Origin of the sequence: Caulobacter endophyticus (assembly GCF_029543245.1) — a bacterium.
In the GTDB taxonomy this organism is placed as follows: Bacteria; Pseudomonadota; Alphaproteobacteria; order Caulobacterales; family Caulobacteraceae; genus Caulobacter; species Caulobacter endophyticus_A.
Window position 1 is genome coordinate 66,994 of the sequence record NZ_JARQWV010000022.1, and the last position, 26,002, is coordinate 92,995.

Sequence of the window (26,002 nt, forward strand, 5' to 3'; positions counted from 1 at the left end):
AGGCTTGATCAGCGCGCTTCGGCGGGCGCGGACTTGGGGGCGCAGAGCGCGGCGATGAACGAGCGGATACCGCCCTCGCCTCGCCGGGTGCGCTTGTCGTATTCGAGCGTGGTGACGTTGTAGACGCCTTCCATGCCCAGGCCGCCCGACTTGTCGATGGCCATCATGTCGTGCTGGCACATCTTGCCCGGCTCGACGCAGCGGTTGACCGCCTTGTCGAACAGGCCGGCCTCGACCGAGGCGAAGCGCTGGGGCGGAACCTTTTCGCTGGGCTTCTCGAGCACCAGGTAGCGGGTCCCGTCGAGACGGTCGTTGCTCTTGCGGACGTCGGCGGCCCACTTGTCGAAGTCCGCACGGTTCATGCCGTGGAACTTGAAGCGCATGTGCGAGAAGCCCTCGCCGCTGTAGTTGGCCGAGAAGCCGTCATAGACGCCCGGCTTGTTGATCACGGCGTGCAGCTTCGTGCGCATGCCCGGCATGGCGTAGATCTGGCCGGCCAGGGCGGGCACGTAGAACGAGTTCATCACCGACGAGGCGGTCAGGTCGAAGTCGATCGGGGTGTCGACCGGGGCTGCCAGTTCATTGACCGTGGCGATGCCCAGTTCCGGGTAGATGAACATCCACTTCCAGTCGAGGGCCACGACCTGCACCTTCAGCGGCTTGACGCCTTCGGCGGTGCGGCCCGGCGCGATCCGGTCCAGCGGGCGGTACGGGTCCAGCAGGTGGGTGCTGGTCCAGGTCACCGCGCCCAGGATCATGATGATGACCAGCGGCGCGGCCCAGATGACGATCTCGAGCTTGGTCGAGTGGTGCCAATCGGGGTCGTACTTGGCCGCCTTGTTCGACTGCCGGTACTTCCAGGCGAAGAACAGGGTGAGGATGATCACCGGCACGATGATGATCAGCATCAGCACGGTGGACAGGATGATCAGGTCGCGCTGCTGCGCGGCGATGTCGCCGGACGGGTTCATCACCACCCAGTCGCAGCCGCTCAGCAGGAGCAGCACGGGCAGCAGGGCGAGCTTCTTCAAGGAACTCGGTGTCATGAGGGACCTGGACTACGGACGTTGGCGGCGCCGTTAAGCCAGTCCGCCAGTGCGTGACATTGGACCATTTGTCCTAGGGGCAGCCTTATCACACGAAGCCGTGTTCTCCGAGCGGAGCCGAAGAGGCCTCAAGACGTTTGCCAGAAAGGGCAAGTTGGTCTCATGCTCGGACTCAGACCGTCGAAAAGGCGGCTGAAAAAGAGTTTGGGACGAAAACAACAGGAACAAGGCGCGTAGCTGCATGAACCAGGATTTCGCAATTCCGACGTCATCGGGCCTAGAGCGCGACGCACGGCGATTGCATGCCGATCACAAGGGTGTTCGCCCCGGCGAGATCGCCATCGGCGTGATCATCGGCCGGACCTCGGAATTCTTCGACTTTTTCGTCTACGCCATCGCTTCGGTGCTGGTGTTCCCGCAGCTCTTCTTCCCCTTCGTCGACCGGTTGACGGGGGTGCTCTGCTCCTTCGCCATCTTCTCGCTGGCCTTCGTGGCCCGGCCGATCGGCTCGGCGATCTTCGGGGCGATCGACCGCAACTATGGTCGCGGCGTGAAGCTGACCATCGCCCTCTTCCTGCTGGGCGGCTCGACCGCGGCCATCAGCTTCCTGCCCGGCTACGCCGTGGCCGGCCCGCTGGCCATCTGGGCCCTGGCGGCCTTCCGCATCGGCCAGGGCCTGGCGCTGGCGGGCGCTTGGGACGGCATGGCCTCGCTGCTGGCGCTGAACGCCCCTGAAAAGAAGCGCGGCTGGTACGCCATGATCCCGCAGCTGGGCGCGCCGTTCGGCTTCATGCTGGCCAGCGGCCTGTTCGCCTATTTCGTCGCCAGCCTGGGCTCGGCCGACTTCCTCGACTGGGGCTGGCGCTATCCGTTCTTCGCGGCCTTCGCGATCAACGTCGTGGCCCTGTTCGCCCGCCTGCGCATCGTCGCCACCGAGGAGTTCGGCAAGCTGTTCGAGAAGGGCCAGCTCAGCCCCGTTCCGATCACCAGCCTGCTGAAGGCCCAGGGCGGCAATGTGCTGATCGGCGCCTTCGCGCCTCTGGCCACCTTCGCCATGTTCCACCTAGTCACCGTCTTCCCGCTGTCGTGGGTGTCACTGCATGACGACGGCGGCGAGGCGCTGAACTTCCTGCGCATCGAGCTGGCCGGCGCCCTGGTCGGCGTGGTGGGCATCATGGCCTCGGGCTGGATCGCCGACCGCATCAGCCGCCAGAACCAGCTGGCCCTTTCGGCGGTGCTGATCGCCGTGTTCAGCCTGGCGGCCCCCTGGCTGCTCGACGCCGGCAGCCTGGGCCAGACGGTCTATGTCGTCGCCGGCTTCGCGATCCTGGGCCTTTCGTTCGGCCAGGCTTCGGGCGCGGTCAGCTCGGGCTTCCTGCGCAAGTACCGCTACACCGGCTCGGCCGTGGTGTCGGATCTGTCGTGGCTGGTCGGCGCGGGCTTTGCGCCGCTCGCCGCCCTGGCCCTGGCCAGCTTCTGGGGTCTGCCGGCCATCGGCCTCTATCTCGCCTCAGGCGCCGTGGCGACCCTGATCGCGCTCAGCCTCGATCGCCGTCGCCGCATCCACGCCAAGGCCAAGACCGGTGCCTGACCATGGATCCGGATCCGCGTCGCCTCAGGCGACGCGGGTCCAGACCTGGGTCTTGCAGAGGAAGTTGCCAAGCACGCAGCCCTTGGCTCGCAGCTTGCCGGCGTCCAGCACCAGCACCCGGCCCGAGAAGGTCATGTTGATGTCCGGCGCGAACACCTTGCCGCGCCACTCGCCCTTGTCGCCCGGCGTGAAGTCGCGCAGCAGTTGGCGTCCGAGCAGTTCGCCGCCCGAACCCTTGCGCGCGTCGGTCCTGGCCTCGTCATTGGCCCAGACCACATAGCCGCAGACCTCCGGTCCGCAGGGCTTGATCTCCACGTGAACACTGCCCTTGGGATTGCGCCAGACGCCGTAGATGCCGTCGGTGGACGGCGCCTGGGCTCCTGCCTGGCCGGCGATGATCGCCGCCGTCACCCCGAGGCAGGCGCCGAAAATCCCCCGCCCTGCCCTGCTGGATGGCCACATGTCCGGCTCCCTTCGGCGACGCACGCCGCCCTCCCGGCGAACCTCGTTCCGGGCCGTTCCGACGTCAAGGGGGACGGTCGGGCCCGCCGAGCGCCGCGCAACACGACCTTTCGTCCAAAAAGAAACGCCGGGAACCCGAAGGCTCCCGGCGAGACGAGGGGAAAGGATTGGTATCCTGTCTCCGCCGTCGGCCTTACGGCGTGACGGTCAGGTCCGGATAGCTGTCCAGGCGACCCGTGATGTAGCAGGTGCCCGGCGAGCCCGGGATGGTGGCGTTCACGAAGGTGGCGCCGCTCGGGCTGGGCGGGGCGTTCTGCCAGTCGACGAACACGGTGCCGGCGCAGTTGCCGAGGATCGAGTTGGCCCCGATGCCGTCGATGCGCAGCTCGGTGCCGCTGGCGCCGCCGCCGGTGGGGGTCACGGTCCACGGGAAGCTGCTGGGAACCACCAGCCAGCCGCACTGCCAGTCGCCCGGCGCGAACGCACCGCCGGTGATCGTGGCGAAGCCGCCCGACGGATCGACGGAGCCGCTGAGCGTCACGTCGCAGACGACGGTGGTCGACTGGCTCAGTTGCAGGGGACCCACCAGCGAGAAGCTGGCGCCGGCCGGCGAGATGCTGGCGGCTTGCGCGGCGCCGGCAAGGCCGGCAGCGGCCAGGACGGCGGCGGCGAGAACAGAAGCGCTCTTCAACATGACGTCTCCTCCTACGTTTTTATGCAACCCCTCATTGGAGGTCGAGCTATATGCAACTATCAAACGTGTAAGGAGTCAAACCGAAAAATACATAAAATTCAATGACTTGTAATGCATCGACAGCAATGCGCGACGCATCCCGGAGGGAGCGCCGAAAAGGTCGCCGCCCCGGTTTCCCGAGGCGGCGAGTCACCGAGGTCGCGCGCTAGAAGCGCTTGGAAACGCTGACCGCGACCAGGCGCGGATCGAGCGTGAAGACGTTGGTGGTCAGACCCGTGTCGTCGCTGTTGGTGAAGGCGTCGGTGATCGGGGTCTTGTCGAACAGGTTCTTGACGTAGACCTGGATGACGAGGCCGTCGGCCGGACGTTCCAGGGTCGCCGAGATATTGACGTTGTCCCACGACTTCAGGCGGTCGTAGGTGGTGTTGTAGACCCGGGCGAAGCTTTCGCCCTGGTAGTAGTAGTCGCCGCGCAGGGTCAGGGCCCAGTCGTCGCGATGGAAGGTGTACTGGGCGCCGATGTTGGCGGTCCAATTGGGGGCGTTGGGCAGTTCGTTGCCGCTCAGGTCGGCCTCGAAGCCGCGGCCGCCATTGGGCGCTTCCGTCAGCGGGTCATAGGTGAAGCCGAACAAGCGCGGGTCCCAGAGCGCCACGCTCGAGGGAAACTGCGGATTGAACGAGCCCGTACGCAGCGAGCCGCCGCACAGACCCTGCAGGCCGAGCGTCATCTGCTCCGGCGTCTTCCCGCTCGACAGGATCCTCTGCACGAGCCTGGTCGGTGCGATACAGTTGGAGGGCACCTGCAGCCAGGGCCGCAGGACGGTCCACTCCGGGTTGCTCTGGGTGCGATCCATCACGTCGATGGACTTCTCGCCCTTGCCGATCTTGGTGTTCAGGTAGCCGAGATTGGCGTCGATGCGGAAATCGCGGGTGGGCTTGAACACCGCCTCGAACTCCAGGCCCCAGGTGCGGGAGTCGAAGTTCTCGTTGAGCGAGATCCGGTCGACGATCTGCGAGACCTGATAGTCCTTGTAATCATAGTAGAAGGCGGTGGCGTTCAGGCGCAGCTTGCCGCCGGCCAGGGTGTTCTTGGCCCCGATCTCGAAGGCGTTGACATATTCCGGCTCGAAGGTCTCGGCCAGCGGCTGGTACTGGATGACCGCCGGGTTGATGTCGACGCGCGGCGGGTTGGCGCCGCCGCCCTTGTAGCCGCGCGAGAACGAGCCGTAGACCATGGTCTCGTCGGTGAAGCTGACGGTCGGCTTCCAGTCGACCACCAGGCGGCCGGTCAGGGCGTCCCAGCGCTGGTCGATGTCCGGCAGCGCCGGATAGCCACGGCTGACATAGCCGCCCGAGGACGGCCCCGGATTGCCGCGGTCCGCGCCCAGCAGCAGCTGGCTCGGATAGGGCGTGCTGACCTTGCGGTCGTCGGTGTAGCGCAGGCCGGCGGTCACCCGCCAGGTGGGAGACAGGTCGTAATAGGCCTCGCCGAACACGCCCCACGAACGGGTGTGGATCTGGTTCTTGCTGCGGAAGTAGTTGTGGCCGTCGCCCGCCAGCTGGTTCAGCGGCGTGGGGTCGACATAGATGCATTCCTTGTTGGTCTGCGGCGTGCAGACCTGGGTCGGGCGAAGGACGTTGATCGGCTGCCCGGTGGCGAAGTTGTAGTAATACTCAGCCAGGAACGTGAACAGGTTGTTGAAGACGAAATAGTCGTCGTTCGACTTGAAGTCGATGTAGTTGCCGCCGAGGCTGAAGTTGAACCGGCCTTCATAGCTTGATTGCAGGCGCAGTTCCTGGGTCCATTGCCGGTTGTCGGAGCGCGACAGGTCGGCGGAGAGCATGCGGTTGGAGCGCCCCAGCTGAGGATCGGTATAGTAGCCGCCCGGCGTAGGGGTGTTCTTGTTCACGAACGGCTGGTTCAGCTGATTGAACAGGCCGTCCGAGTTGCTGAAGATCGGGTTCGAGACGAAGCGATTGTAGTCCTGAGACGAGTAGTAGTCGTCCTTGGCGTAGGCCGTCTGCGAGATGAGCTTCAGGTTGTCGCTCAGATCGAATTCCATGTTGAACTGGAAGACGTCGTTCTTCACCCGGAAGATGGGATCGTAGCTGGTGGCGATCTCGCGCAGGTCGCGCGACTGGGTCAGGCCCGCATAGGGATCGGTGCCCAGCGGCACGGCGCTCACGCTTTGACCCAGGGCATTGCGGCCATAGCTGATCGAGGCGAGGAAGACGTGAGCGAACGCCCCGCCGTTGGGCACGCCATAGGCGGCGTCGTCATAGAGCGATCCGGGCAGGCAGCCCTGGCTCAGGCGGTTGCGGACGATCGGCGAGGTGACGTTGACATTGCCGATCTGGGTGGGCCCCGGATCGTTGGTGCACAGCTGCTTGCCCGTGCGCGAGCGCTGGTCGTCCTCCTCGAAGTGCTCCCAGATGAAATTGGTGCGGAAGCGGCTGGTCGGCTCCCAGGCCGCCGACAGGCGGGTCGACCACAGATCGCGGTTGTTGACCTTGGTGTCGTTGAAGCTGTTGTAGTCGAAGCCGTCGCGCTGGGTGGCCGAGCCGGCCAGGCGCAAGGCGAAGGTCTCGCCGACCGGCACGTTGATCATCGCCTGCATGCGGCGGCTGTCGTAGTTGCCGACCTCGCCCTTGATGAAGCCCTCGAAATTCCGGCCCGGCAGGTTCGGGATCATGTTGACGACGCCGCCGGTGGCGTTGCGGCCGTAGAGCGTGCCCTGCGGGCCGCGCAGCACTTCCACCCGCTGCACGTCCAGGTACTCCTGCTCGAACAGGCGGTTGCGGATCAGCGGCGTGGAGTTGAAGCTGACGGCCACGGCGGGGTCGCTGCTGGCCGAGATCGCCTTGGTCCCGACCCCGCGGATCGAGAAGTTGTACATGCTGAAGTTGGCCTTCGAGAACGACACGTTGGGCACGGCCCGCATCAGTTCCGAACCGCCTTCGATCTTCAGCTCGTTCAGGCTTTCCGACGACAGGGCCGACACCGCGATCGGCACGTCCTGGATCGATTCCGAGCGCTTCTGCGCCGTGACGATGATGTCCTCGACCTGGGTCACTTCCTGCGCGAAAGCCTGGCCCGCCCCGGCGGCGAGCGCGAAAATCGACGCGGTGACAGCCAGACGCGCGCGAGCGCGGGCCGATGAAGCCATGCCCTATCCTCCCCTACCTCGGCCCAGCTCTCCGTCCAGGCCGATGAACGTTTCCCCCGCCCCAAATCAATCTCCGACGGCATTGGCGGCTCAGCCGACGGTTGGGTTGTACGATCTACCTATTCACTCGCATGTCAATACATTACTTACACCGATGTTCAGTTCCCTGACGTAAGCTCCGTACGGCTACCTAGGGTCCTCCGTGACGCCGAATTAATATTTACATCGCTGTAAAAACGGCCAATGTCCGCGCAACACGGGAGGGCAAGGAATGGACGCTGACGTCATCGTCGTCGGGGGCGGGCTGGCCGGGCTGGTGGCCGCCAACGAACTGGTCCAGGCGGGCAAGCGCGTGGCCCTGGTCGACCAGGAGAACGCCGCCAATCTGGGCGGGCAGGCCTTCTGGTCGTTCGGCGGCCTGTTCCTGGTGAACTCGCCCGAACAGCGGCGCCTGGGCATCCGCGACAGTCTCGACCTGGCCTGGCGCGACTGGCTGGGCAGCGCCGACTGGGATCGGCTGGACGGCCCGCTGCCGGAAGACGAATGGGCGATCCGTTGGGGCCGCGCCTATGTGGAGTTCGCCGCCGGCGGCAAGCGTGACTGGCTGCGCCGGCACGGGATCTCGCTGACCCCCATGGTGGGTTGGGCCGAGCGCGGCGCCGGACAGGCGCTGGGACACGGCAATTCGGTTCCGCGCTTCCACGTCGCCTGGGGTACGGGCACAGGCGTATCCGAGCCCTTCGCCGACCGAGCCCGCCAGGCCGCCGCCCGGGGGCTGCTGACCTTCCATCACCGTCATCGCGTCGACGCCCTGTTGGTGGAAGGCGGACGGGTGACCGGCGTCTCCGGTGGCGTTCTGGCCGCCGACGAGGCGCCGCGCGGGGCGCCCTCCAGCCGCAAAGTCGTCGGCGATTTCACCCTGAAGGCCGGCGCTGTCGTGCTGGCCACCGGCGGCATCGGCGGCAACCACGACCTGGTCCGCCGCTACTGGCCCGAGCGGCTGGGCAGGCCGCCGGCCAGCATGATCACCGGCGTGCCAGAATATGTGGACGGCCGGATGCTCGACATCGCCGCGGACGCGGGGGCGCGCCTCGTGAACCGCGACCGCATGTGGCACTATGTCGAGGGCGTCCAGAACTGGGCCCCCATCTGGCCCAGGCACGCGATCCGCATCCTGCCGGGTCCCTCGTCGATGTGGTTCGACGCCCTGGGGCGGCGCCTGCCCTTCCCCGCCCTGCCCGGCTACGACACCATCGCCACCCTGCGCCACCTGCGCACGACGCCTGACCTGGCCGAGCACGACCACTCCTGGTTCATCGTCAGCCAGAAGATCCTGGAGAAGGAATTCGCCCTCTCCGGTTCCGAGCAGAACGGCGACATCACCAACCGCCGCCGCCTGTCGCTGCTGAAGTCGCGCCTGGGCAAGGGGGCGCCGCCGGAGGTCGACGCTTTCAAGCGCAACGGGGCCGACTTCGTGGTCTCGAGCAACCTCGAAGAGTTGGTCGGCAAGATGAACGCCTTGACCGCCGCGCCCCTGCTCGACCCGGCCCTGATCCGCCGCCAGATCGAGGATCGCGACGCCCAGATGTCCAACCCCTTCGCCAAGGATTTGCAGGTGATGGGCATCCACAACAGCCGGCGTTCCCTCGGCGACCGGCTGGCGCGCACGGCTAGCCCGCACCGGATCCTCGACCCGGCCGCCGGCCCGCTTATCGGGGTCAAGCTGCACATCCTGACGCGCAAGTCGCTGGGCGGCCTTCAGACCGACCTTGCGGGCCGGGTGCTGACGCCGGACGGTCTGGTGCTGGAGGGGCTCTATGCGGCCGGCGAGGCCTCGGGCTTCGGCGGCGGCGGCCTGCACGGCTACAACGCCCTGGAGGGCACCTTCCTGGGCGGCTGCATCTTCTCGGGGCTGGCCGCCGGCCGCGCCCTGGCCGGGGCGGTCTGAGCATGGGCGCCGACGCCCTCGCCTCGCCGCTGACCACCGTGGCCCTTCCCGCCGCCCTGGGCCTCATCATGTTCGGCCTGGGCCTGAGCCTCACGCCGGCCGACTTCGCCCGCGTCGGCCGGCGGCCGCGCGCCGCCATGGTCGCCCTGGCTTGCCAGCTGCTGGTGCTGCCGGTGATGGGTTTTGGCCTCGCCCTGCTGTTTCGCCTGCCGCCAGAGACGGCGGTCGGCCTGATGCTGCTGGCGGCCTCGCCGGGCGGCACGGCGGCCAATCTCTACAGCCACCTCTTTCGCGGCGACGTGGCGCTGAACATCAGCCTGACTGCGATCAACTCGGTCCTGGCCGTCGTCACCCTGCCGATCGTCGTCAACCTGTCGGTGGCCTGGTTCCAGCCCGGCGAGCTTTCGGTCGGCCTGCGCTTTTCCAAGACCGTCGAGGTCTTCATGGTGGTGCTGGGGCCGGTGGCCCTGGGCATGCTGGTGCGCCGGCTGCGCCCGGGCTTTGCCGACGCCATGGACCGGCCGGTACGGATCGTGTCGGTGGCGTTCCTCACCCTGCTGATCGGCGCGGCCGTGGCGGGGAACCTGGCGACGCTGAAGGACGAGGTGGTGGGGCTGGCCGGAGTCACGGTCGTCTTCTGCCTGCTCAGCCTGATGGTGGGCTTCGTGGTTCCGCGCCTGCTGCGCGTGGCCCGCGATCAGGCCATCGCCAGCGCCTTCGAGGTGGGGCTGCACAACGCCGCCCTGGCCATCGTTGTCGCCCAGTCTGTGCTGCAACGCCCCGAGATGAGCCTGCCCGCCGCGGTCTACGGCGTGCTGATGTTCCCGCTGGCGGCGGTGTTCGGGATCGTGCTGACGCGGACGGCGGGTGTGGTGCGTGATCCTCGTCCTTCGACGAGCTCAGGATGAGGATCAGGACCACAAGATGGGGTCGTCATCCCGGCCGCAGCGTAGCGGAGAGCCGGGACCCAGGGGCCCACGTAACGTGTTGGCCGTCGCCTGCGGCTGCTGCTTCGGCCGTACAAGCGGCGCCTGGGTCCCGGGTCTGCGGGCCGCTTCGCGCCCCTCCGCCCGGGATGACGATTATGGGGCGAAACTTCTACTTCAACTCCCGCCGCAGCACCTTGCCCACCGGCGTCTTCGGCAGCGGCTCGGACCGGAACACCACGATGCGCGGCACCTTGTAGGCGGTCAGGCGCTCGCGGCAGTGGGCGACCAGCGCCTCGGCCGTAAGCTCGGTGGAGCGCGGCACGACGACGATCTTGATGCGCTCGCCCTGAACCGGATCCGGCACGCCGACGGCGGCGACCTCCTCCACCAGCGGGTGGGCGGCGACCACGTCCTCGATCTCGCTGGGATAGACGTTGAAGCCCGAGACCAGGATCATCTCCTTCAGGCGGTCCAGCAGCTTCACGCGGCCGTCGGCCTGCATGACGCCGATGTCGCCGGTGGCCAGCCAGCCGTCGGCCGAGAGCACCTTGGCCGTCTCGTCGGGATGGTTCCAGTAGCCCTTCATGACCTGCGGCCCGCGCACGCACAGCTCGCCCGGCTCGTCGATCCCGCACCACGAGCCGTCGTCGCGGCGCATGCGGACTTCGGTCGACGGGACGGGCAGGCCGACCGTGCCGTCGAAGCCCATGGTTTCGGGATTGTCGATATCGACATAGCCGATGCAGACCACGGGTGAGCATTCGGTCAGGCCATAGCCCTCGATCACCGGCGCGCCGGTGACGTCCTGCCATTCCTCGGCGACGCTGCGCTGTGTGGCCATGCCGCCGGCGATGGTCAGGCGCAGGTCCGAGAAGTCCCTGTTCCGGAACGCTTCGTTGTTCAGCAGGCTGGTGAAGAGCGTGTTCAGGCCCGTCAGGCCCGTGAAGCGCTCGTTGCGCAGCACCCACTCCACCCGCTTGGCGTCGCGCGGATTGGCGATCAGGATGTTGCGGCCGCCCACGCCGACGAACATCAGCAGGTTCGCGGTCAGCGAGAACACGTGATAGAGCGGCAGCATCGTGACGTTGCCGACGGCCTGGTCCTGCGGGATCTGGGTCATGATCCAGGCTCGGCCCTGCAAGACGTTGGCGATGATGTTGCGGTGGGTCAGCATGGCCCCCTTGGCCACCCCCGTCGTGCCACCGGTATATTGCAGGAAGGCCAGGTCTCCGGGCCGGATCTCCACCAGCGCCAGCTTCAGCCGCCGCGCCTTGCGCATCACGGCCGGCCAGCGCAGCGCGCCGGGCAGCCGCCACCTCGGGACGAGCTTCTCGACGTGACGCATCATGGCGTTGACCGCCACGCCCTTGGCCGGGGCCATCATGTCGCCCATCGCCGTGACCACGACCTGGCGGATCGCCGTGCCCTCGACGGCCTGCTCCAGCGTGTGGGCGAACATCTCCATGGCCACGATCGCCACCGCGCCGCTGTCCTCCAGCTGATGGTGCAGCTCGCGCGGCGTGTAGAGCGGGTTGACGTTGACCACCACGGCGCCGGCCATCAGCGTGCCGAACAGCGCCACCGGATACTGCAGGCAGTTGGGCATCATCAACGCCACGCGCTCGCCCTGCCGCACGCCGACCGATTGCAGCCAGGCCGCGAAGGCTTTCGCCTCGGCGAGCGCCCGGCCGTAGCTGACGCCCGTGCCCAGACTGACGAAGCCCGTGCGATCGGCGTAGCGGCTTGCGTCGGCCTCGAACAGCTCGCCGACCGAGCGCCACAGGGCCAGCTCGTCGTCGATCGTAGCCGGCACGTCGGCGCGGTAGCTGCGGGTCCAGAAACGCTCGGCCCACAGGCGGTCGGCGTCGGCGGCGTGGGTCTGGGCGTCCGTCATTTCTCGAGCACCGCCACCACGCCCTGGCCGCCCGCGGCGCAGATCGAGATCAGCCCCCGGCCGCCGCCCTTGCGGTCCAGCATGGTCGCCAGGTGGGCCAGGATCCGCCCGCCGGTGGCCGCGAACGGGTGGCCAGCGGCGAGCGAGCTGCCGTGGACGTTCAGCTTCTCCCGGTCGATGGCGCCGGGCGCGCGATCCAGGCCCAGCCGCTTGCGGGCGTAGTCGTCGTCCTCCCAGGCCTTCAGCGTGCACAGCACCTGGGCGGCGAAGGCCTCGTGGATCTCGTAGTAGTCGAAGTCCTGCAAGGACAGGCCCAGCTTGCCCAGCATGCGCGGCACGGCGTAGGCCGGGGCCATCAGCAGACCCTCGTCGCCCTTGACGAAGTCGACCGCCGCCGTCTCGCCGGCCCGCAAGTAAGCCAGCACCGGCAGGCCTCGCGCCTTGGCCCACTCCTCGCTGGCCAGCAGCACCGTCGAGGCGCCGTCGGTCAGGGGCGTGGAGTTGGCTGCCGTCAGGGTGCCGTGCTCGCGGTCGAACACCGGCTTCATCGTGGCGATCTTAGCCGGGTCGATGTCGGGCCGCAGGTTGTTGTCGCGCTTGAGGCCTCGGAACGGGACCACCAGGCTGTCGAACAGGCCGTCGGCATAGGCCTTGGCCATCCGCTGATGGCTACGCACGGCCAGGGCGTCCTGCTCGGCGCGCGGGATGTTCCAATGCTTGGCCATCACCTCGCAGCTTTCGCCCATGGACAGGCCCGTGCGCGGCTCGGCGTTGCGCGGCGGCTCGGGCCTGAACGGGGCGGTCAGCCCCGCGCCGAGCAGCGCCTTGATCTTGCCGCCGTTGGTCTTTTCGCGATTGGCCGCCAGCAGCGCCTTGCGGAAGCCCTCGTTCAGCGCGATCGGTGCGTCCGAGGTGGTGTCGACGCCGCCCGCGACGCCGACGTCGATCTGGCCCAGGGCGATCTTGTTGGCCACCAGGATCGCCGCCTCCAGCCCGGTGCCGCAGGCCTGGACGACGTCATAGGTCGGGGTGTCGTGGCCGATCGTGGTCGAGAGCAGCGCCTCGCGGGTCAGGGCGATGTCGCGCGAGTGCTTGAGCACGGCGCCCGCCGCCACCTCGCCCAGCCGCAGGCCGTGCAGGTTGAAGCGGTCGGCCAGGCCCTGCAGGGCGGCCGTCAGCATCTCCTGGTTGGAGGCGTCGGCGTAGGCGGTGTTGGAGCGCGCGAACGGTATGCGGCTGCCGCCGAGGATGGCGACGCGCCGGGGCGCTGGCAGGGTCAGCATGAAGGGTCCTGTGACTTGAGGCTCAGGCGGCCGCGCAGGTGGGTGCGCGCGCCCTGGGCGTCCTTGATTTCGAAAGCACGCTCGGCCCCGTCGGGACCGGCGAGCAGCTGGATCTCGCCGGGCAGGAACACCGGCGCGCGGAAGGCGACCTCGATCTCGCCGGCTTGCACCGGCCGGCCGGCAGTCAGCGCCGCCACGGCCCGGGCCTTGACCCACATGCCATGGGCGATGGCGCGCCTGAAGCCGAACAGTTTCGCCCCGAGCGCCGAGGTGTGGATCGGGTTGGCGTCGCCCGACACCTTGGCGTAGCGCCGTCCCAGGTCGGCCGGCAGCGTCCAGCGCTCGACCGGCGCGTCGGCCGGGCCGCCGTCGAGGATCGGGGCGACATCGCCCCGCCCCGGCCCGCCCAGGCGCAGGTAGACGCTGGTTCCCTCCCAGACCGCCTGGCCGTCGCGGCGGGCCGTGGTCTCCAGCGAGAAGGCCTGGCCCTTGTCGTGGGCGAGCAGGCGCCCCGTCCGCACGGCGATCGCCAGCCGGTCGCCGGCTTTCAGCGGCGCATGCTGCACGATGCGGTTGGACAGGTGCACCAGCCCCATCACCGGATAAGGAAAGTCAGCCGCCAGCATCAGCCGCATCTGCAACGGAAAGGCCAGGATGTGGGGAAAGGTCAGCGGGACCCCGGCGCCCGGCGCAAAGCCGCACACCTGGGCGTAGGCGTCGATGGCCTCGCACCGCAGCCACACCCCGCCCGCCTCCAGCGTTACATCCGGAAACGTCCCGCCTCGGCGCAGCAGGCCCCGCAGGACCCCGCCCGCCAGGGCCAGGGCCGAGACCGGCTCGGCCATGTCGGTCATGGTCAGGCCCCGAGCAGGCTCTGGCCGCAGACGCGGACCACCTGGCCGTTGACGCCGCCGCTGGCCGGGTGGGCCAGCCAGGCGATGGTCTCGGCCACGTCGACCGGGCTGCCGCCCTGCCCCATGCTGTTCATCCGTCGGCCCGCCTCGCGGATGGCGAAGGGGATGGCGGCGGTCATGCGGGTCTCGATGAAGCCCGGCGCAACGGCGTTGATCGTCACGCCATCGCCCAGGCCGTCGCGGGCTAGACGCCGAACGGCGCCGATCCAGCCGGCCTTGGACAGGGCGTAGTTGGTCTGGCCCATGTTGCCGGCCACGCCGCTCAGCGACGACACCGCCACGATCCGGCCGTTGCGGCGGATCGCGCCGGCCTCGACCAGCGTGCGGGTCAGGGCCAGCGGCGCACCCAGGTTCACGGCCATGACGCTGTCCCACTCGCGGACGTCCATCCGGGCCAGGGTGCGATCGCGGGTAATGCCGGCGTTGTGCACCACCACGTCGAAGCCGCCCGCCGCCCGCGCCGCCGTCACCAGGGCGTCGCCGGCCTCGGGCGCGGTGATGTCGAGGCCCAGCGGGCGAACGCCCAGCTCTCCGGCCAGCCCTTCGAGATCCTCGCGCGCGGCAGGCACGTCCAGCGCCGTCACCCGGGCGCCCTCGGCCGCGAACAGCCGCACGATCGCCTCGCCGATCCCGCGCGAGGCGCCGGTGACCAGCACGTGCCGGCCGGCGTGGCCCAGCCTGGCATCGCCCGTCACGCCGGGCTGAGCCACCCGCACCACCTGGCCCGACACATAGGCCGAGCGCGGCGAGAGCAGGAAGTCGAGCGTGCTGGCCGCGGCGTCCTCGTCGCCGGGGGCGACATAGAGCAGTTGCACCCCGATCCCGCGCCGAGCCTCCTTGGCCAGGGAGCGGACGAACCCCTCCAGCCCGCGCTGGATGGCCTCGGCCTCGGCGCTGCCCGCCTGTTCCGGCGGCGTGCCGATCACCACGATCCGGCCGTGCTCGGCCACCGAGCGCACCGTCTTGTGGAAGAAGCCGTACAGCGCCTTGGCCGAGGCCACGTCCACGCAGTCCGACGCGTCGAACACCAGCGCGCCGTAGCGCTCCTCGGCCGACCAGCGGCGGTGCAGCGGCGCGCCCGAGACGGCGGCGACACGCTCCAGCACCGGGCCCATCCGGCCGCCGCCGGCCGACTCCAGCAGAAGCGGGTGCAGGGCGACGGCGCCCGCCTCGGCGCGCCGTTGCAGCGGCGCGGGCTTGGGCAGCCCCAGGGCCCCGACCATCCAGCCGCCCAAGCCGCTGTTGGCGAACTCCAGGTAACGGTCGGTCATTGGGCCACCTTCTCGCGCTTGGCGGCGCGCTTGCCGCCCCGACGCGCCAGGCCCTCGGCCAAGCCGAAGTCCTGCGGGAAGTCGTCGACCTGGATGGCCATGTCGGCCAGCACCGCGAAGCGGGCGAAGACCTGCCGCTCAGCGTCGGAGATCAGGCCTTTGGTCTCCACCTCGGCCGCCCAGGCGTCGAGCAGGGTGAGATTCTGCGGCGCGCGGGCGATGCGGCCGGCGGCGATCTCGGGCTTCAGGCGACGCTCGATGGCCTCGACATGCGGATGCAGCTCGAAGGCCTCGGCCGTGGCGGCGATCGGGTCGACCTCGATGCGCGGGGTCCACGAACCGGCCAGCAGGCGATCGCGCGCCGGGCCGTGGGTCTGGATGATCCCCGCGACCTGCGCCGAGACCTTGTCGTTGGGACCGGCGCGGGTCAGGCCGGCGCCGACGACGCCCAGGACGAAGGCGACGACGCGGCTCGGGTGGTTGGCCAGTAGCGCCCGCCAGGCCTCGCTCGTCCGGGCCAGGGCGTCCTGCGCGGCCCAGTGGACCAGCGGCAGGTCCTGGGCCGGACGGCCCTCGTCCTCGAAACGCTTGAGCGCGCTCGACAGGATCAGCAGTTGCGAGAGCATGTCGCCCAGGCGGCCCGTCAGGGCGCCCTTGCGTTTCAGCGCGCCGCCGACGGTGGCCATCGACAGGTCAGACGCCAGGGCCAGCAGGGTCGAGAAGCGGGTGGCGGCGCGGTAGTAGCGGCCAAGCTGGGGCGCGGCCCCGGCCGGCTTGCCGATCAGCAGGTCGCCGGTCAGGGCGAAGCCCGCCGAACGAGCCAGGTTGCGGAACAGGAAGCCGACATAGCCGAACAGGGCCGCGTCGAAGTCCTTCAGGTTCTGGGCCTGGGCCGTCCGCATCAGCGTCAGCACATAGGGGTGGCAGCGGATCGCGCCCTGGCCGTAGATGATCAGGGTGCGGGTCATGATGTTGGCGCCCTCGACCGTGATGGCGATCGGGATCTGCTGATAGGCGCGGGCCAGGAAGTTGCCCGGACCCATGCAGACGCCCTTGCCGCCGACCACGTCCATGGCGTCGTGGACGACGATCCGGGCGCGCTCGGTCACGTGGTACTTGGCGATGGCCGACACCACCGACGGCTTCTCGCCCTGGTCGAGGGCGGCCGCCGCCAGGCGGCGCAAGGCGTCGGAGGCGTAGAGGTGGCCGGCCATCCGGGCCAGCGGCTCCTGTACGCCCTCGAAGGCGCCGATCGGCATGTTGAACTGCCGGCGGATGGCGACATAGGCGCCCACCATGCCGACGGCCAGCTTGGACATGCCCACGTTGGAGGACGGCAGCGAGATCGCCCGCCCGGCCGCCAGGCACTCCATCAGCATCCGCCAGCCGTTGCCCACCTGGGCCTGTCCGCCGATGACCATCTCCATCGGCACGAAGACGTCGTCGCCGGTGATCGGGCCGTTCTGGAAGACGGCGTTCAGCGGCCAGTGGCGACGGCCGATGTTCACGCCCGGATGGTCGCGCGGCAGCAGCACGCAGGTGATGCCGGGCTCGGCGCCCTGGCCCAGCAGGCCATCGGGGTCGACGGCGCGGAACGCCAGGCCGATCACCGTCGCGATCGGCGCCAGGGTGATGTAGCGCTTGCGCCAGCTGACCCGGAAGCCCAGCGTCTCGCGGCCGTTCCAGAGCTGGCGGCAGACCACGCCGGTGTCGGTGATCGAGGCCGCGTCGGAGCCGGCATAGGGGTTGGTCAAGGCGAAGCACGGAATCTCGTCGCCTCGCGCCAGGCGCGGCAGATAGTGATCCTTCTGGGCTTCGGTGCCGTAGTGCAGCAGCAGCTCTGCAGGACCCAGCGAGTTGGGCACCATCACCGAGACGGCGGCGGCCGAGCAGCGGGTCGACAGCTTCTGCACCACCTGGCTGTGGGCGTAGGCCGAGAAGCCGAGGCCCCCGTAGCGCTTGGGGATGATCATGCCTAGGAAGCCCTTGTCGCGGGCGTATTCCCAGGCGGCCGGGGGCAGGTCCTGCCACACCGACGTGCTCTCCCAGTCGTTGGACAGGTCGCACAGATGCTCGGCCTCGATGTCGAGGAAGCGCTGCTCCTCGGTCGACAGCTTCGGCGCGGGCGTGGCCAGCAGGCGCTTCCAGTCGGGCTTGCCGGCGAACAGTTCGGCGTCCCACCAGACATTGCCCGCTTCAACCGCGGCCTGCTCGGTGGGGCTCATGCGCGGCATGATCCCGGCGAAGGCCTTCATGGCCGGGGCCGACAGCATCGCCGCGCGCAGCGGGCGGAAGGTCGTCAGCACGGCGATCGGCGCGGCGACGGCGGCCAGCACCAGGGTGGCGGTCGAGCCGATCACGCCGGCCGCGAAGCCTGCGGCTATCCATATGGCGGTCGCCGCGGCCCAGAGCACGGCCCTGGCCTGCACGAAGGTCAGAACGAAGGCGATGAGCGCAAGCGCGCCAATCCAGATCAGCATGGTCGCAATCCCCCGACCGGCGGGGCGGCCCCCGTCGGCTGTGCAAAAGTCGGTCACTCGGAACGCAGGGGCGGCCAGCGGACCACCCGGTTACTCACTTTGAGGGGTGCCTCAGCGCACGCGCTTCCAGGTCTGGGTGCGGCACAGCAGCGGGGCGATGCAGCCCTTCACCGCCAGGGTGTCGTCATCCAGCAGGGTGAGCGTGCCGGTCGAAGCGCCCTGCCCCGTCTCCGGGTCGTAGAGCGGTCCGCCGGACCAGGTCTTCGGGCCGCCGGTGAAGTTGGCCAGCACCGTCAGGTCCTTCAGCTTGCGCGTGCGCAGCTCGGCGTTGCGGTTGCGCACGTCGCGCTGATCGGGATCGGCGCGCAGCGGCTTGGCGTCCTTCAGCCGGCCGCAGAAGGTCTCTCCGCAGCGCTCGATGGCGACGACGCCGTTCTCGGCCGAGGTGCGCCAGCGTCCGGCGAGACCGGGCTCCTGCGCCAGGGCCGGCGCGGCGAGCATCGAGCCGGCGACGGAGAGGGTGGCGAGCAGGCGGGTCATCCCTGTCCTCCCAGATAGGCGTTGCGCACCTCGGGCGGCACACGTTCGTACAGCGTCGGACGCGGGATCCGCAGCCGGGCGCGCGCGGACTCCAGCGGCTCGGCCATCAGCGCCTCATAATCCTCGCCTGGCAGCCACGAAGCCTTGCGGCCATTGCGCCAGGCCTGCAGCACGGCCCGGCCGCACGGATGGCCCGTGCGGGCCCGCATGAACTGCACGGCGGCTCCGGCGGCGATCAGGCCAAAGCCCGTGCTGCGGGTCTGGGGCAGCGAGAACGCCACCACGCAGGCCTCGCCGAGCGCGTCGGTCTGGTAGCCGGTCAGCACGTGCCAGATGTCGTGCACGTCGCGGATGCGGCGGGCGTACCAGGCGCGGGGATGGGCCGCCTCGATCTCGGTGTCGGCGACCTTGGCGCTCTCTTCCGCCAGGCCGTAGGCCGAGAGGTTGCGGCTGTCGATGAAGGTTCGGTAGGCCGCGCCGACCGTGCCCTCGGCGAAGCCGGCGAGCCATTTGCGGTCCTGCAGCCGGTCGGAAAGCTCGACCTGCTGGTAGGCCTGGATGCCGCCCTGAGGCGTGTCCATCAGGCGCTGGTAACCCCACTCGATCGAACGGCCCGCCAGGGCGTTCATGATCTCGAACACCTGCCGCGTGTCCTCCTTGTCAGCCACCAGCCGGCGGAAAGCCCGGGCGGCGCGGACGGGTTGGATGCGGCGAGGCGTCGCATGGGAAGGCGCGCGATTCTGGCCGTGAACTGGGCGCAGCGCGGGCGCGGTAGGCGCAGCTTGCACTTGCGGTTCCCCTTGTTGGAGCCTAATGAAAAAGCCTTATCTACATGAATGTCATTTACATCGATGTCAATTGAGAAAAGCGCAACCCGCCGTCGACGCCGCGTGCCCGAAGAAGCGCGCCGCGAAGCGATCGCCTCCGCGCGCGCCCTGCTGCTGAAGGGCGGACCCGATGCCGTGACATTGTCGGCGGTCGCCGCCGAGATCGGCGTGACCCACGCCAACCTGATCCACCACTTCGGTTCTGCCGCCGGCCTGCAATCGGCGCTGATGGGCTCGATGGTCTCCGATCTGACCCAGGCCCTGGACGAGGCCATCGCCCGGCTGAAGACCGACGAAGGCGCGCCGCTCGAACTGGTCAACGCCGTCTTCGACGCGTTTGACACCGGTGGCGCGGGGCGCCTGGCCGCCTGGATCACCCTGTCCGGCGACCTCTCCCACCTCGAGCCCGTCCGCGCGGCCGTCCAGAACCTCGTCGAGGCCATCGCCGACAAGATGGGCGCCCTGGACGCCCAGGCTCGCGAGGGAGTCGGGGCCGCGGTGCTGTTCATCGCGCTCAGCGCCTTCGGCGAGGCCCTGATCGGCCCGCCGCTGCGCGACATGCTGAGCCTTCCGGACGGCGCCGGCCGTCGCGTGGTGGCCAGCCTGCTGCCGCGCTTCCTGATCCCCAAGGCCCCGCAAGGCGCCGCTTCGGCTACGTAAGACGGTCCGCCCTCTTGCGAACGGTTCGCGCAGCGGCGACATTAGACGGAATTTCTGGAAGCAAGGGGCGTCGGTGACCTCTGCCTTGGGCGCATGGACGGCACGATGGATGACGGCTCTGGCCGCCATGCTCGTCGCCGTGTTCGTCGTCCAGGGGCCGATAACCGGCCTCGACCGCGCCCTGCACGGTCCGCCCAGCGCCCTGGCCGCCCTCGATGAGGATCACGACCACGTCTATCAGGGCCGCCTGACCTCGATCGACGTCCATTTCGACGCCTCGATCCTCGCCGCCGACGGTCTGGGCGAGGATCCGGTCGCGCCGCATCACCATCATCACCACCACGACACCCCTTCGGTGTTCGGCGCGCTCGACGACCTGCCGCGTCCGGCCGCCCGCCATGTCGACGACGGCCTCTGGGCGCTGGCCCAGCAACGGCTGACCGGCATCGGCGGTCCGCAGCAGGAACGTCCGCCCAAGGAAACCCTCGCACACGTCGCCTGAAGCCGCGCGGCCGCCGCGCCGCGCTCTTTCGACTTCTGTTTCGAGGACCTTTCATGCAGTCCGCTATCCAAGGCCGCCGCGCGCGGTCCTGGCTGCTCGCCACGGCGCTCGCCCTGGCGACGCCCATGGCCGTGCAGGCCAGCCCCCTGACCCTGGCCGAGGCGCTGGAACGTACGGCCGCCGCCGATCCGGCCCGCCCCGCCCTCGCCGCCCGGCTTTCCGCCGCTGAAGCCGGCGTGCGCCAGGCCGGCGTCCGGCCCAATCCCGTCGTCGGCGTCGACGTCGAGGATCTCGCCGGTTCGGGCCCCTACTCCCTGATCGATCGAGCCCAGACCACGCTCTATTACGAGCAGACCCGCGAGCGCGGCGGCAAGCGCGCCGCCCGCGTGGCCCTGGCCCGGGGCGACATCGCCCTCTTCCGCCTGCGCGACGACGTCCGCGTGCTCGACCTGCTGCACGAGGCCGACCTGGCCTGGGTCGAGGCCGTGTTCGGAGAGGCCGAGGCCGCCCTGGCCGCCGACCGGCTGGCCCTGGCCGAGCGCGCCCGGGGCGAGGTCTCGCGCCGGGTGAAGGCCGCCCGCGATCCGCTGTTCGCCGGCGCTCGCGCCGACGCCCAGGTCGCCGAGGCCCGCCTCGCCCTGACCCAGGCCCGCACCCGCGCCTCCGACGCCCGCCGCGCCCTGGCCGCCTACTGGGGCGGCGGCGAGATAGAGATCGACGCCGCGGCGCTGGAGGACCTGTCGGTCGCCGGCCGCGTCGCCGGCCCCGCCTCGCCCGTGGACCTGGCCCTGCTCGACGCCCAGCGCGACCTGGCCGGCGCCCGCGTCCGCGTCGAGGAAAGCAAGGCCGTGCAGGATCCGACCTGGCGGGCGGGCCTGCGCTATCTCAACGATGACGGGGCCGTGGCCGCCGTGGTTGGCGGCTCGATCCCGCTCGGCCGCCACGACACCAACCGCGGCGCGATCGACCAGGCCAGGGCCGAGCGTCAGGCCGCCGACCTCGACCTGGCCGGTGCGCGCAGCGTGCTGGAACGCCGGATCGCCGCCACCCAGGCCGCCCTCGCCCAGAAGGCCGCCGAGGCTGGTCGCATCCAGGACGAGATCGTGCCGGCCAACGCCCGCACGGTCGACCTCGTCCGCGACGGCTTCAACCGGGGCGGCTTCTCCTATCTCGACGTGCTGGAGGCCCAGAAGGCCCTGATCGAGGCCAGGAGCCGCCGCCTTACCGTGCTGAAGGCCTTCCAGGTCGACCGCGCCCAGCTCGACCGCCTGACCGGCGCCCATGCGCGCCTGATCCCCGCTTCCCAAGCCACCGCTTCGGAGTCTGCCCGATGACCCGCCGCTTCATGCGCGTTTCCGCGCCCCTGGCCCTGGCGATCGCTGGCGCCCTGACCCTGTCGGCCTGCGGCGACGCCCCCGCCAAGCCCGATACCCACGCCGCCGAGGAGGCCGAGAAGCGCGGCCCCCACGGCGGCCGGATGCTTCAGGACGGCGACCTCTCCATCGAGATCACCATCTTCGAGGACGGGGTCGAGCCCGAGTTCCGTGTCTACGCCTACCGCAAGGACAAGCCGCTGGCGCCCAGCGCGGTCCAGCTCACGATCACCCTCACCCGGCTGGACGGCGAGGTGAACCGCTTTTCCTTCAAGCCCGAGGGCGACTATCTGCGCGGCCAGGGCGTGGTGACCGAGCCGCACTCGTTCGACGTGGCGGTCACGGCCGCCGTCGCCGGCAAGACCAGCAACTGGCGCTACACGTCCTACGAGGGCCGCACCACCATCTCCGCCGAAGCCGCCAAGGCCGGCGGCGTGCGCACCGAGGTCGCCGGTCCCGCGCCGATCGCGCAGCTGATCGATATGGCCGGCCGGGTCGAGATCACGCCGGAGGGCAAGGGCGAGGTCCGCGCCTGGTATCCGGGCCGGATCATGAGCCTGAACGGACAGCTGGGCCAAACCGTCCGCAAGGGCCAGGTCCTGGCGCGCGTGGAGTCCAGCGAGAGCCTGCAGACCTATTCGATCCCCGCCCCGATCGGCGGGGTGATCGTCGAGAAGAACCTCAATGTCGGCGACGTGGCCATGGAGCGGCCGATCTTCGTGATCGCCGACCCGACCAAGCTGCACGCCGAGTTCTTCGTCTATCCGCGCGACGCCGAGAAGGTGCGTGTCGGCCAGCCGGTCGAGGTGCGCAGCCTGTCGGGCGACACGCGCCTGATCGCGGAGGTCGAGGCGGTGCTGCCGACGGCCGACCTGGTCAGCCAGACCCTGCTGGCCCACGTCCACCTGCCAGGCGGCGCCGACAGCGCGTTCCGGCCAGGCATGGGCGTCGAGGGTTCGTTCCAGGTCGGCGCACAGACCGCGCCGCTGGCCGTGCGCACCAAGGCCATCCAGCGCTTCCGCGATTTCCAGGTCGTCTTCGTCAAGGTGAAGGACACCTACGAGGTGCGGATGCTGCAGATCGGCCGCCAGACCCCCGAATGGACCGAGGTGCTCTCGGGCCTCAAGCCCGGCGCCGAATATGTCGTCGACGGCGCCTTCCTGATCCGTGCGGACATCGAGAAGTCCGGCGCGAGCCACGATCACTGAGGGAGGCGAAGATCATGCTCGAACATATCGTCGCCGCCGCGATCCGGCTGCGCTGGGTCGTGCTGGCGCTCGTCGCCGTCGCGATCGCCGTCGGGGTCTGGAGCTTCCAGCGCCTGCCCATCGACGCCACCCCCGACATCACCAACGTCCAGGTCCAGATCAACACCGAGGCCCCCGGCTTCTCGCCGCTGGAAGCCGAGCAGAGGGTCACCTTCCCGGTCGAGACGGCCATCGCCGGCCTGCCGGGCCTGCAATACACCCGCTCGATCTCGCGCTACGGCCTTTCCCAGGTCACCGTCGTCTTCAAGGACGGGACCGACATCTATTTCGCCCGCCAGCTGGTGGGCGAGCGCCTGCAAAGCGCTCGCGGCCAGCTGCCGCCGGGCCTGACGCCGGAACTGGGGCCCATCTCCACGGGCCTGGGCGAGATCTTCATGTACACCGTGGAGGCCAGGCCCGGCGCGCGGCGTCCCGACGGCAAGGCCTGGGGACCCGAAGACCTGCGCACCTTGCAGGACTGGGTGATCCGGCCCCAGCTGCGCAACACGCCGGGGGTGACCGAGGTCAACACCATCGGCGGCTTCGAGCGGCAGTACCACGTCACGCCCCTGCCCGAGCGGCTGTCGGCCTATGGCCTGACCATGGGCGACGTCGTGGCGGCGCTGGAGCGCAACAACGCCAATGTCGGGGCCGGCTACCTGGAACGCTACGGCGAGCAGGTGCTGGTGCGCGTGCCGGGCCAGGCCGTCGGGATCGCCGACCTGTCGGCGGTCATCGTCGCCAGCCGCAACGGCGCGCCCATACGCGTGGCCGACGTCGCTGACGTGGGGCTGGGCCAGGAACTGCGCACCGGCGCGGCCACCGAGAACGGCCAGGAGGTGGTGCTGGGCACCGTCTTCATGCTGGTCGGCGAGAACAGCCGCACCGTGGCCCGCGCCGCCGCCGCCCGCCTGGAGGAGGCCGCCAGGGCCCTGCCGCCCGGCGTCACGGCCAAGCCGATCTACGACCGCACCGACCTCGTCGACCGCGCCATCGCCACCGTCGAGAAGAACCTTCTCGAGGGCGCCCTGCTGGTCATCGTCGTGCTGTTCCTGCTGCTGGGCAACATCCGCGCGGCCCTGATCACGGCGGCGGTCATTCCGCTGTCGATGCTGCTGACCATCACCGGCATGGTGCAGGCCGGCGTCTCGGGCAATCTGATGAGCCTGGGGGCGCTGGACTTCGGCCTGATCGTCGACGGGGCGGTGATCATCGTCGAGAACTGCCTGCGACGCCTGGGCGAGGCCCAGCACCGGCAGGGCCGCCTGCTGACCCGTGACGAGCGCTTTTCCCTCGTCGCCTCGGCCGCTGGCGAGGTGATCCGGCCATCCCTGTTCGGGATCCTGATCATCACCCTGGTCTATGTGCCGATCTTCGCGCTGACCGGGGTGGAGGGGAAGATGTTCCATCCAATGGCCATCACCGTGGTCATCGCCCTGACGGCGGCCCTGGTGCTGTCCCTGACCTTCGTTCCCGCCGCCGTGGCCATGTTCGTCACCGGCAAGGTCGAGGAGAAGGAAAGCCGCATCATGGCCGGCGCCCGCCGCCTGTACGAGCCGGCCCTGGAGACGGCTCTGCGCCTGCGGGTTCCGTTCGTGGCCGGGGCTGCGCTGCTGGTCGTGCTGGCCGCCCTGGCCGCCTCGCGCATGGGCTCGGAGTTCGCCCCCAGCCTCGACGAGGGCGACATCGCCATGCACGCCATGCGCATTCCGGGCACGAGCCTTACCCAGGCCGTGGCGATGCAGGCGGCGCTGGAGAAGCGGATCGCCCGCTTCCCCGAGGTCGAGCGGGTCGTCGCCAAGATCGGCACCGCCGAGGTCGCCACCGACCCGATGCCGCCCTCGGTGGCCGACACCTTCATCCTGCTGAAGGACCGCAAGGACTGGCCCGATCCGAGAAAGCCCCGCGCCAAACTGGTGGCCGAGCTCGAAGCGGCCGTCGCCGAGGTTCCCGGCAGCAACTACGAGTTCACCCAGCCGATCCAGATGCGGTTCAACGAACTGCTGTCGGGCGTGCGGGCCGACGTTGCCATCAAGGTCCACGGCGATGATCTCGAGCAGCTGCTGGCGGTCGGCGAGAAGATCGGCGCGGTCGTCGAGGGCGTCTCCGGCGCCCAGGATGTCGGGGTCGAGCAGGTCACCGGCCTGCCCGTCCTGCAGATCACCCCCGACCGCGCCGCCCTCGCCCGGCTCGGCCTGAACGTCGACGACGTGCAGTCGGTGGTCGCCACCGCCATCGGCGGCACGGTCACCGGTCAGGTGTTCGAAGGCGACCGGCGGTTCGACGTGGTCGTGCGCCTGCCCGAAAGCGAACGCGGCAAGGTCGACGACGTCGGCCGGCTGCGCATCCCGCTGCCGGGTTCAATAGACCAGCCGCGCGGCTTCGTGCCCTTGCAGGACGTCGCGCGGATCGAGACCATGATCGGCCCCAACCAGATCAGCCGCGAGGACGGCAAGCGCCGCGTCGTGGTCACCGCCAATGTGCGCGGCCGCGACCTGGGCTCGTTCGTCGACGAGGTGCGCCAGAAGGTCGGGGCGCAGGTCGAGCTGCCCACCGGCTACTGGATCACCTATGGCGGCACGTTCGAGCAGCTGATCTCGGCCGCCAAGCGGCTGCAACTGGTGGTTCCTGCCGCCTTGCTGCTGATCTTCGGCCTGCTCTACGCGCTGTTCCGCTCGGCCAAGGACGCCGCCATCGTCTTCTCCGGCGTGCCCCTGGCCCTGACCGGCGGCGTCATGGCCCTTATGCTGCGCGGCCTGCCGATGTCGATCTCGGCCGGGGTGGGCTTCATCGCCCTCTCGGGCGTGGCGGTGCTGAACGGCGTGGTGATGCTGAGCTTCATCCGTTCGCTGCGGCAGGACGGGATGGCGCTGGACCAGGCGATCCGCGAGGGCGCTCTGGCGCGCCTTAGGCCCGTGCTGATGACGGCCCTGGTGGCCAGCCTCGGCTTCGTGCCCATGGCCTTCAACGTGGGCGCGGGGGCCGAGGTGCAGCGGCCTCTGGCCACCGTGGTCATCGGCGGAATCGTCTCGTCCACCCTGCTGACCCTTCTGGTGCTGCCGGCCCTCTACCGGCTGGCCCACCAGGTCAGACTGCGGCCTTAAGCCGCTGTTCAGGCGCGATTAATCTCGAAAAGCCGATCGTGGGATTCGTACCCGCCCCTGGATCCCGGTTT

General features: G+C 69.5%; 19 protein-coding genes. 8 read left to right on the forward strand and 11 right to left on the reverse strand.

Translation table 11 applies throughout. The features are described from left to right. Positions 1 to 8 precede the first annotated feature (8 nt). The gene (cyoA, locus tag P7A99_RS19580) at positions 9 to 1,046 is read right to left on the reverse strand and encodes a ubiquinol oxidase subunit II (protein WP_277795434.1); all 1,038 of its coding nucleotides are present in this window, start codon (positions 1,044 to 1,046) and stop codon (positions 9 to 11) included. 241 nt (positions 1,047 to 1,287) lie between these two features. Here cyoA and P7A99_RS19585 point away from each other — a divergent pair, with 241 nt between their 5' ends. Beyond that, a complete protein-coding gene (locus P7A99_RS19585; RefSeq protein ID WP_277795435.1) occupies positions 1,288 to 2,637 on the forward strand; it encodes an MFS transporter in 1,350 nt (449 codons plus the stop codon). A 24-nt stretch (positions 2,638 to 2,661) separates the two neighbouring features. Here P7A99_RS19585 and P7A99_RS19590 read toward each other — a convergent pair whose 3' ends face one another. The 3 genes from P7A99_RS19590 to P7A99_RS19600 all read right to left on the reverse strand — a co-directional run bounded on the left by P7A99_RS19590 (position 2,662) and on the right by P7A99_RS19600 (position 6,959). Beyond that, entirely contained in the window at positions 2,662 to 3,099 is a 438-nt protein-coding gene (locus P7A99_RS19590) for a DUF2147 domain-containing protein (protein WP_277795436.1), read from the reverse strand. Between the two features lie 193 nt (positions 3,100 to 3,292). After that, positions 3,293 to 3,793, reverse strand: a complete 501-nt coding sequence (locus tag P7A99_RS19595; protein WP_277795437.1) for a protein activator of alkane oxidation PraB — start codon at positions 3,791 to 3,793, stop codon at positions 3,293 to 3,295. A 205-nt stretch (positions 3,794 to 3,998) separates the two neighbouring features. Next, positions 3,999 to 6,959 (reverse strand): TonB-dependent receptor, encoded by a 2,961-nt coding sequence (locus P7A99_RS19600; RefSeq protein WP_277795438.1) that lies wholly within the window; start codon positions 6,957 to 6,959, stop codon positions 3,999 to 4,001. Between the two features lie 271 nt (positions 6,960 to 7,230). Between P7A99_RS19600 and P7A99_RS19605 the strand changes: the two genes are divergently transcribed. Further along, positions 7,231 to 8,907, forward strand: coding sequence for an FAD-binding dehydrogenase (locus tag P7A99_RS19605; protein ID WP_277795439.1), 1,677 nt, complete (start codon positions 7,231 to 7,233; stop codon positions 8,905 to 8,907). A 2-nt stretch (positions 8,908 to 8,909) separates the two neighbouring features. Next, positions 8,910 to 9,815 carry a bile acid:sodium symporter family protein gene (locus P7A99_RS19610; RefSeq protein WP_277795440.1) on the forward strand — a complete coding sequence of 302 codons (906 nt, stop codon included), beginning with the start codon at positions 8,910 to 8,912 and terminating at the stop codon, positions 9,813 to 9,815. A gap of 190 nt (positions 9,816 to 10,005) precedes the next feature. Here P7A99_RS19610 and P7A99_RS19615 read toward each other — a convergent pair whose 3' ends face one another. The 7 genes from P7A99_RS19615 to P7A99_RS19645 form a co-directional block, all read right to left on the reverse strand. After that, entirely contained in the window at positions 10,006 to 11,730 is a 1,725-nt protein-coding gene (locus P7A99_RS19615; RefSeq protein ID WP_277795441.1) for an AMP-binding protein, read from the reverse strand. Then, a complete protein-coding gene (locus P7A99_RS19620) occupies positions 11,727 to 13,013 on the reverse strand; it encodes an acetyl-CoA C-acetyltransferase (protein WP_277795442.1) in 1,287 nt (428 codons plus the stop codon). Before P7A99_RS19620 ends, P7A99_RS19615 begins: the two co-directional genes overlap by 4 nt. After that, positions 13,007 to 13,867 carry a MaoC/PaaZ C-terminal domain-containing protein gene (locus P7A99_RS19625; protein ID WP_277795443.1) on the reverse strand — a complete coding sequence of 287 codons (861 nt, stop codon included), beginning with the start codon at positions 13,865 to 13,867 and terminating at the stop codon, positions 13,007 to 13,009. Before P7A99_RS19625 ends, P7A99_RS19620 begins: the two co-directional genes overlap by 7 nt. 2 nt (positions 13,868 to 13,869) lie before the next feature. Then, positions 13,870 to 15,198, reverse strand: a complete 1,329-nt coding sequence (locus P7A99_RS19630; protein ID WP_277795444.1) for a 3-oxoacyl-ACP reductase — start codon at positions 15,196 to 15,198, stop codon at positions 13,870 to 13,872. Continuing rightward, positions 15,195 to 17,678, reverse strand: coding sequence for an acyl-CoA dehydrogenase (locus tag P7A99_RS19635; protein WP_277795445.1), 2,484 nt, complete (start codon positions 17,676 to 17,678; stop codon positions 15,195 to 15,197). The genes P7A99_RS19630 and P7A99_RS19635 overlap by 4 nt, the downstream gene beginning before the upstream one ends. A gap of 111 nt (positions 17,679 to 17,789) precedes the next feature. Further along, complete coding sequence (locus P7A99_RS19640) at positions 17,790 to 18,218, reverse strand: DUF2147 domain-containing protein (protein ID WP_277795446.1); 429 nt, start codon at positions 18,216 to 18,218, stop codon at positions 17,790 to 17,792. Continuing rightward, positions 18,215 to 18,886: a Coq4 family protein gene (locus P7A99_RS19645; protein WP_277795447.1), complete on the reverse strand. Its 672-nt coding sequence runs from the start codon at positions 18,884 to 18,886 to the stop codon at positions 18,215 to 18,217. Before P7A99_RS19645 ends, P7A99_RS19640 begins: the two co-directional genes overlap by 4 nt. A 222-nt stretch (positions 18,887 to 19,108) precedes the next feature. On the opposite strand from P7A99_RS19645, the gene P7A99_RS19650 reads away from it, so the two are divergent. From P7A99_RS19650 to P7A99_RS19670, 5 genes are all read left to right on the forward strand, one after another. Next, the gene (locus tag P7A99_RS19650) at positions 19,109 to 19,705 is read left to right on the forward strand and encodes a TetR/AcrR family transcriptional regulator (protein WP_431307692.1); all 597 of its coding nucleotides are present in this window, start codon (positions 19,109 to 19,111) and stop codon (positions 19,703 to 19,705) included. 109 nt (positions 19,706 to 19,814) lie between these two features. After that, positions 19,815 to 20,207 (forward strand): hypothetical protein, encoded by a 393-nt coding sequence (locus P7A99_RS19655; protein ID WP_277795449.1) that lies wholly within the window; start codon positions 19,815 to 19,817, stop codon positions 20,205 to 20,207. Positions 20,208 to 20,260: 53 nt separating this feature from the next. Beyond that, on the forward strand, positions 20,261 to 21,541 hold the full coding sequence (locus P7A99_RS19660; RefSeq protein WP_277795450.1) for a TolC family protein: 1,281 nt from the start codon (positions 20,261 to 20,263) through the stop codon (positions 21,539 to 21,541). Continuing rightward, entirely contained in the window at positions 21,538 to 22,788 is a 1,251-nt protein-coding gene (locus P7A99_RS19665) for an efflux RND transporter periplasmic adaptor subunit (protein ID WP_277795451.1), read from the forward strand. Before P7A99_RS19660 ends, P7A99_RS19665 begins: the two co-directional genes overlap by 4 nt. 14 nt (positions 22,789 to 22,802) lie before the next feature. Beyond that, entirely contained in the window at positions 22,803 to 25,931 is a 3,129-nt protein-coding gene (locus P7A99_RS19670; protein WP_277795452.1) for an efflux RND transporter permease subunit, read from the forward strand. The last annotated feature ends 71 nt before the right edge of the window (positions 25,932 to 26,002 follow it).

Excerpts from the sequence above, each read along its gene's own strand:
- cyoA (WP_277795434.1), bottom strand. The coding sequence starts at position 1,046 with ATGACACCGAGTTCCTTGAAGAAGCTCGCCCTGCTGCCCGTGCTGCTC.
- P7A99_RS19585 (WP_277795435.1), top strand. The coding sequence starts at position 1,288 with ATGAACCAGGATTTCGCAATTCCGACGTCATCGGGCCTAGAGCGCGAC.
- P7A99_RS19590 (WP_277795436.1), bottom strand. The coding sequence starts at position 3,099 with ATGTGGCCATCCAGCAGGGCAGGGCGGGGGATTTTCGGCGCCTGCCTC.
- P7A99_RS19595 (WP_277795437.1), bottom strand. The coding sequence starts at position 3,793 with ATGTTGAAGAGCGCTTCTGTTCTCGCCGCCGCCGTCCTGGCCGCTGCC.
- P7A99_RS19600 (WP_277795438.1), bottom strand. The coding sequence starts at position 6,959 with ATGGCTTCATCGGCCCGCGCTCGCGCGCGTCTGGCTGTCACCGCGTCG.
- P7A99_RS19605 (WP_277795439.1), top strand. The coding sequence starts at position 7,231 with ATGGACGCTGACGTCATCGTCGTCGGGGGCGGGCTGGCCGGGCTGGTG.
- P7A99_RS19610 (WP_277795440.1), top strand. The coding sequence starts at position 8,910 with ATGGGCGCCGACGCCCTCGCCTCGCCGCTGACCACCGTGGCCCTTCCC.
- P7A99_RS19615 (WP_277795441.1), bottom strand. The coding sequence starts at position 11,730 with ATGACGGACGCCCAGACCCACGCCGCCGACGCCGACCGCCTGTGGGCC.
- P7A99_RS19620 (WP_277795442.1), bottom strand. The coding sequence starts at position 13,013 with ATGCTGACCCTGCCAGCGCCCCGGCGCGTCGCCATCCTCGGCGGCAGC.
- P7A99_RS19625 (WP_277795443.1), bottom strand. The coding sequence starts at position 13,867 with ATGACCGACATGGCCGAGCCGGTCTCGGCCCTGGCCCTGGCGGGCGGG.
- P7A99_RS19630 (WP_277795444.1), bottom strand. The coding sequence starts at position 15,198 with ATGACCGACCGTTACCTGGAGTTCGCCAACAGCGGCTTGGGCGGCTGG.
- P7A99_RS19635 (WP_277795445.1), bottom strand. The coding sequence starts at position 17,678 with ATGCTGATCTGGATTGGCGCGCTTGCGCTCATCGCCTTCGTTCTGACC.
- P7A99_RS19640 (WP_277795446.1), bottom strand. The coding sequence starts at position 18,218 with ATGACCCGCCTGCTCGCCACCCTCTCCGTCGCCGGCTCGATGCTCGCC.
- P7A99_RS19655 (WP_277795449.1), top strand. The coding sequence starts at position 19,815 with ATGACGGCTCTGGCCGCCATGCTCGTCGCCGTGTTCGTCGTCCAGGGG.
- P7A99_RS19660 (WP_277795450.1), top strand. The coding sequence starts at position 20,261 with ATGCAGTCCGCTATCCAAGGCCGCCGCGCGCGGTCCTGGCTGCTCGCC.
- P7A99_RS19665 (WP_277795451.1), top strand. The coding sequence starts at position 21,538 with ATGACCCGCCGCTTCATGCGCGTTTCCGCGCCCCTGGCCCTGGCGATC.
- P7A99_RS19670 (WP_277795452.1), top strand. The coding sequence starts at position 22,803 with ATGCTCGAACATATCGTCGCCGCCGCGATCCGGCTGCGCTGGGTCGTG.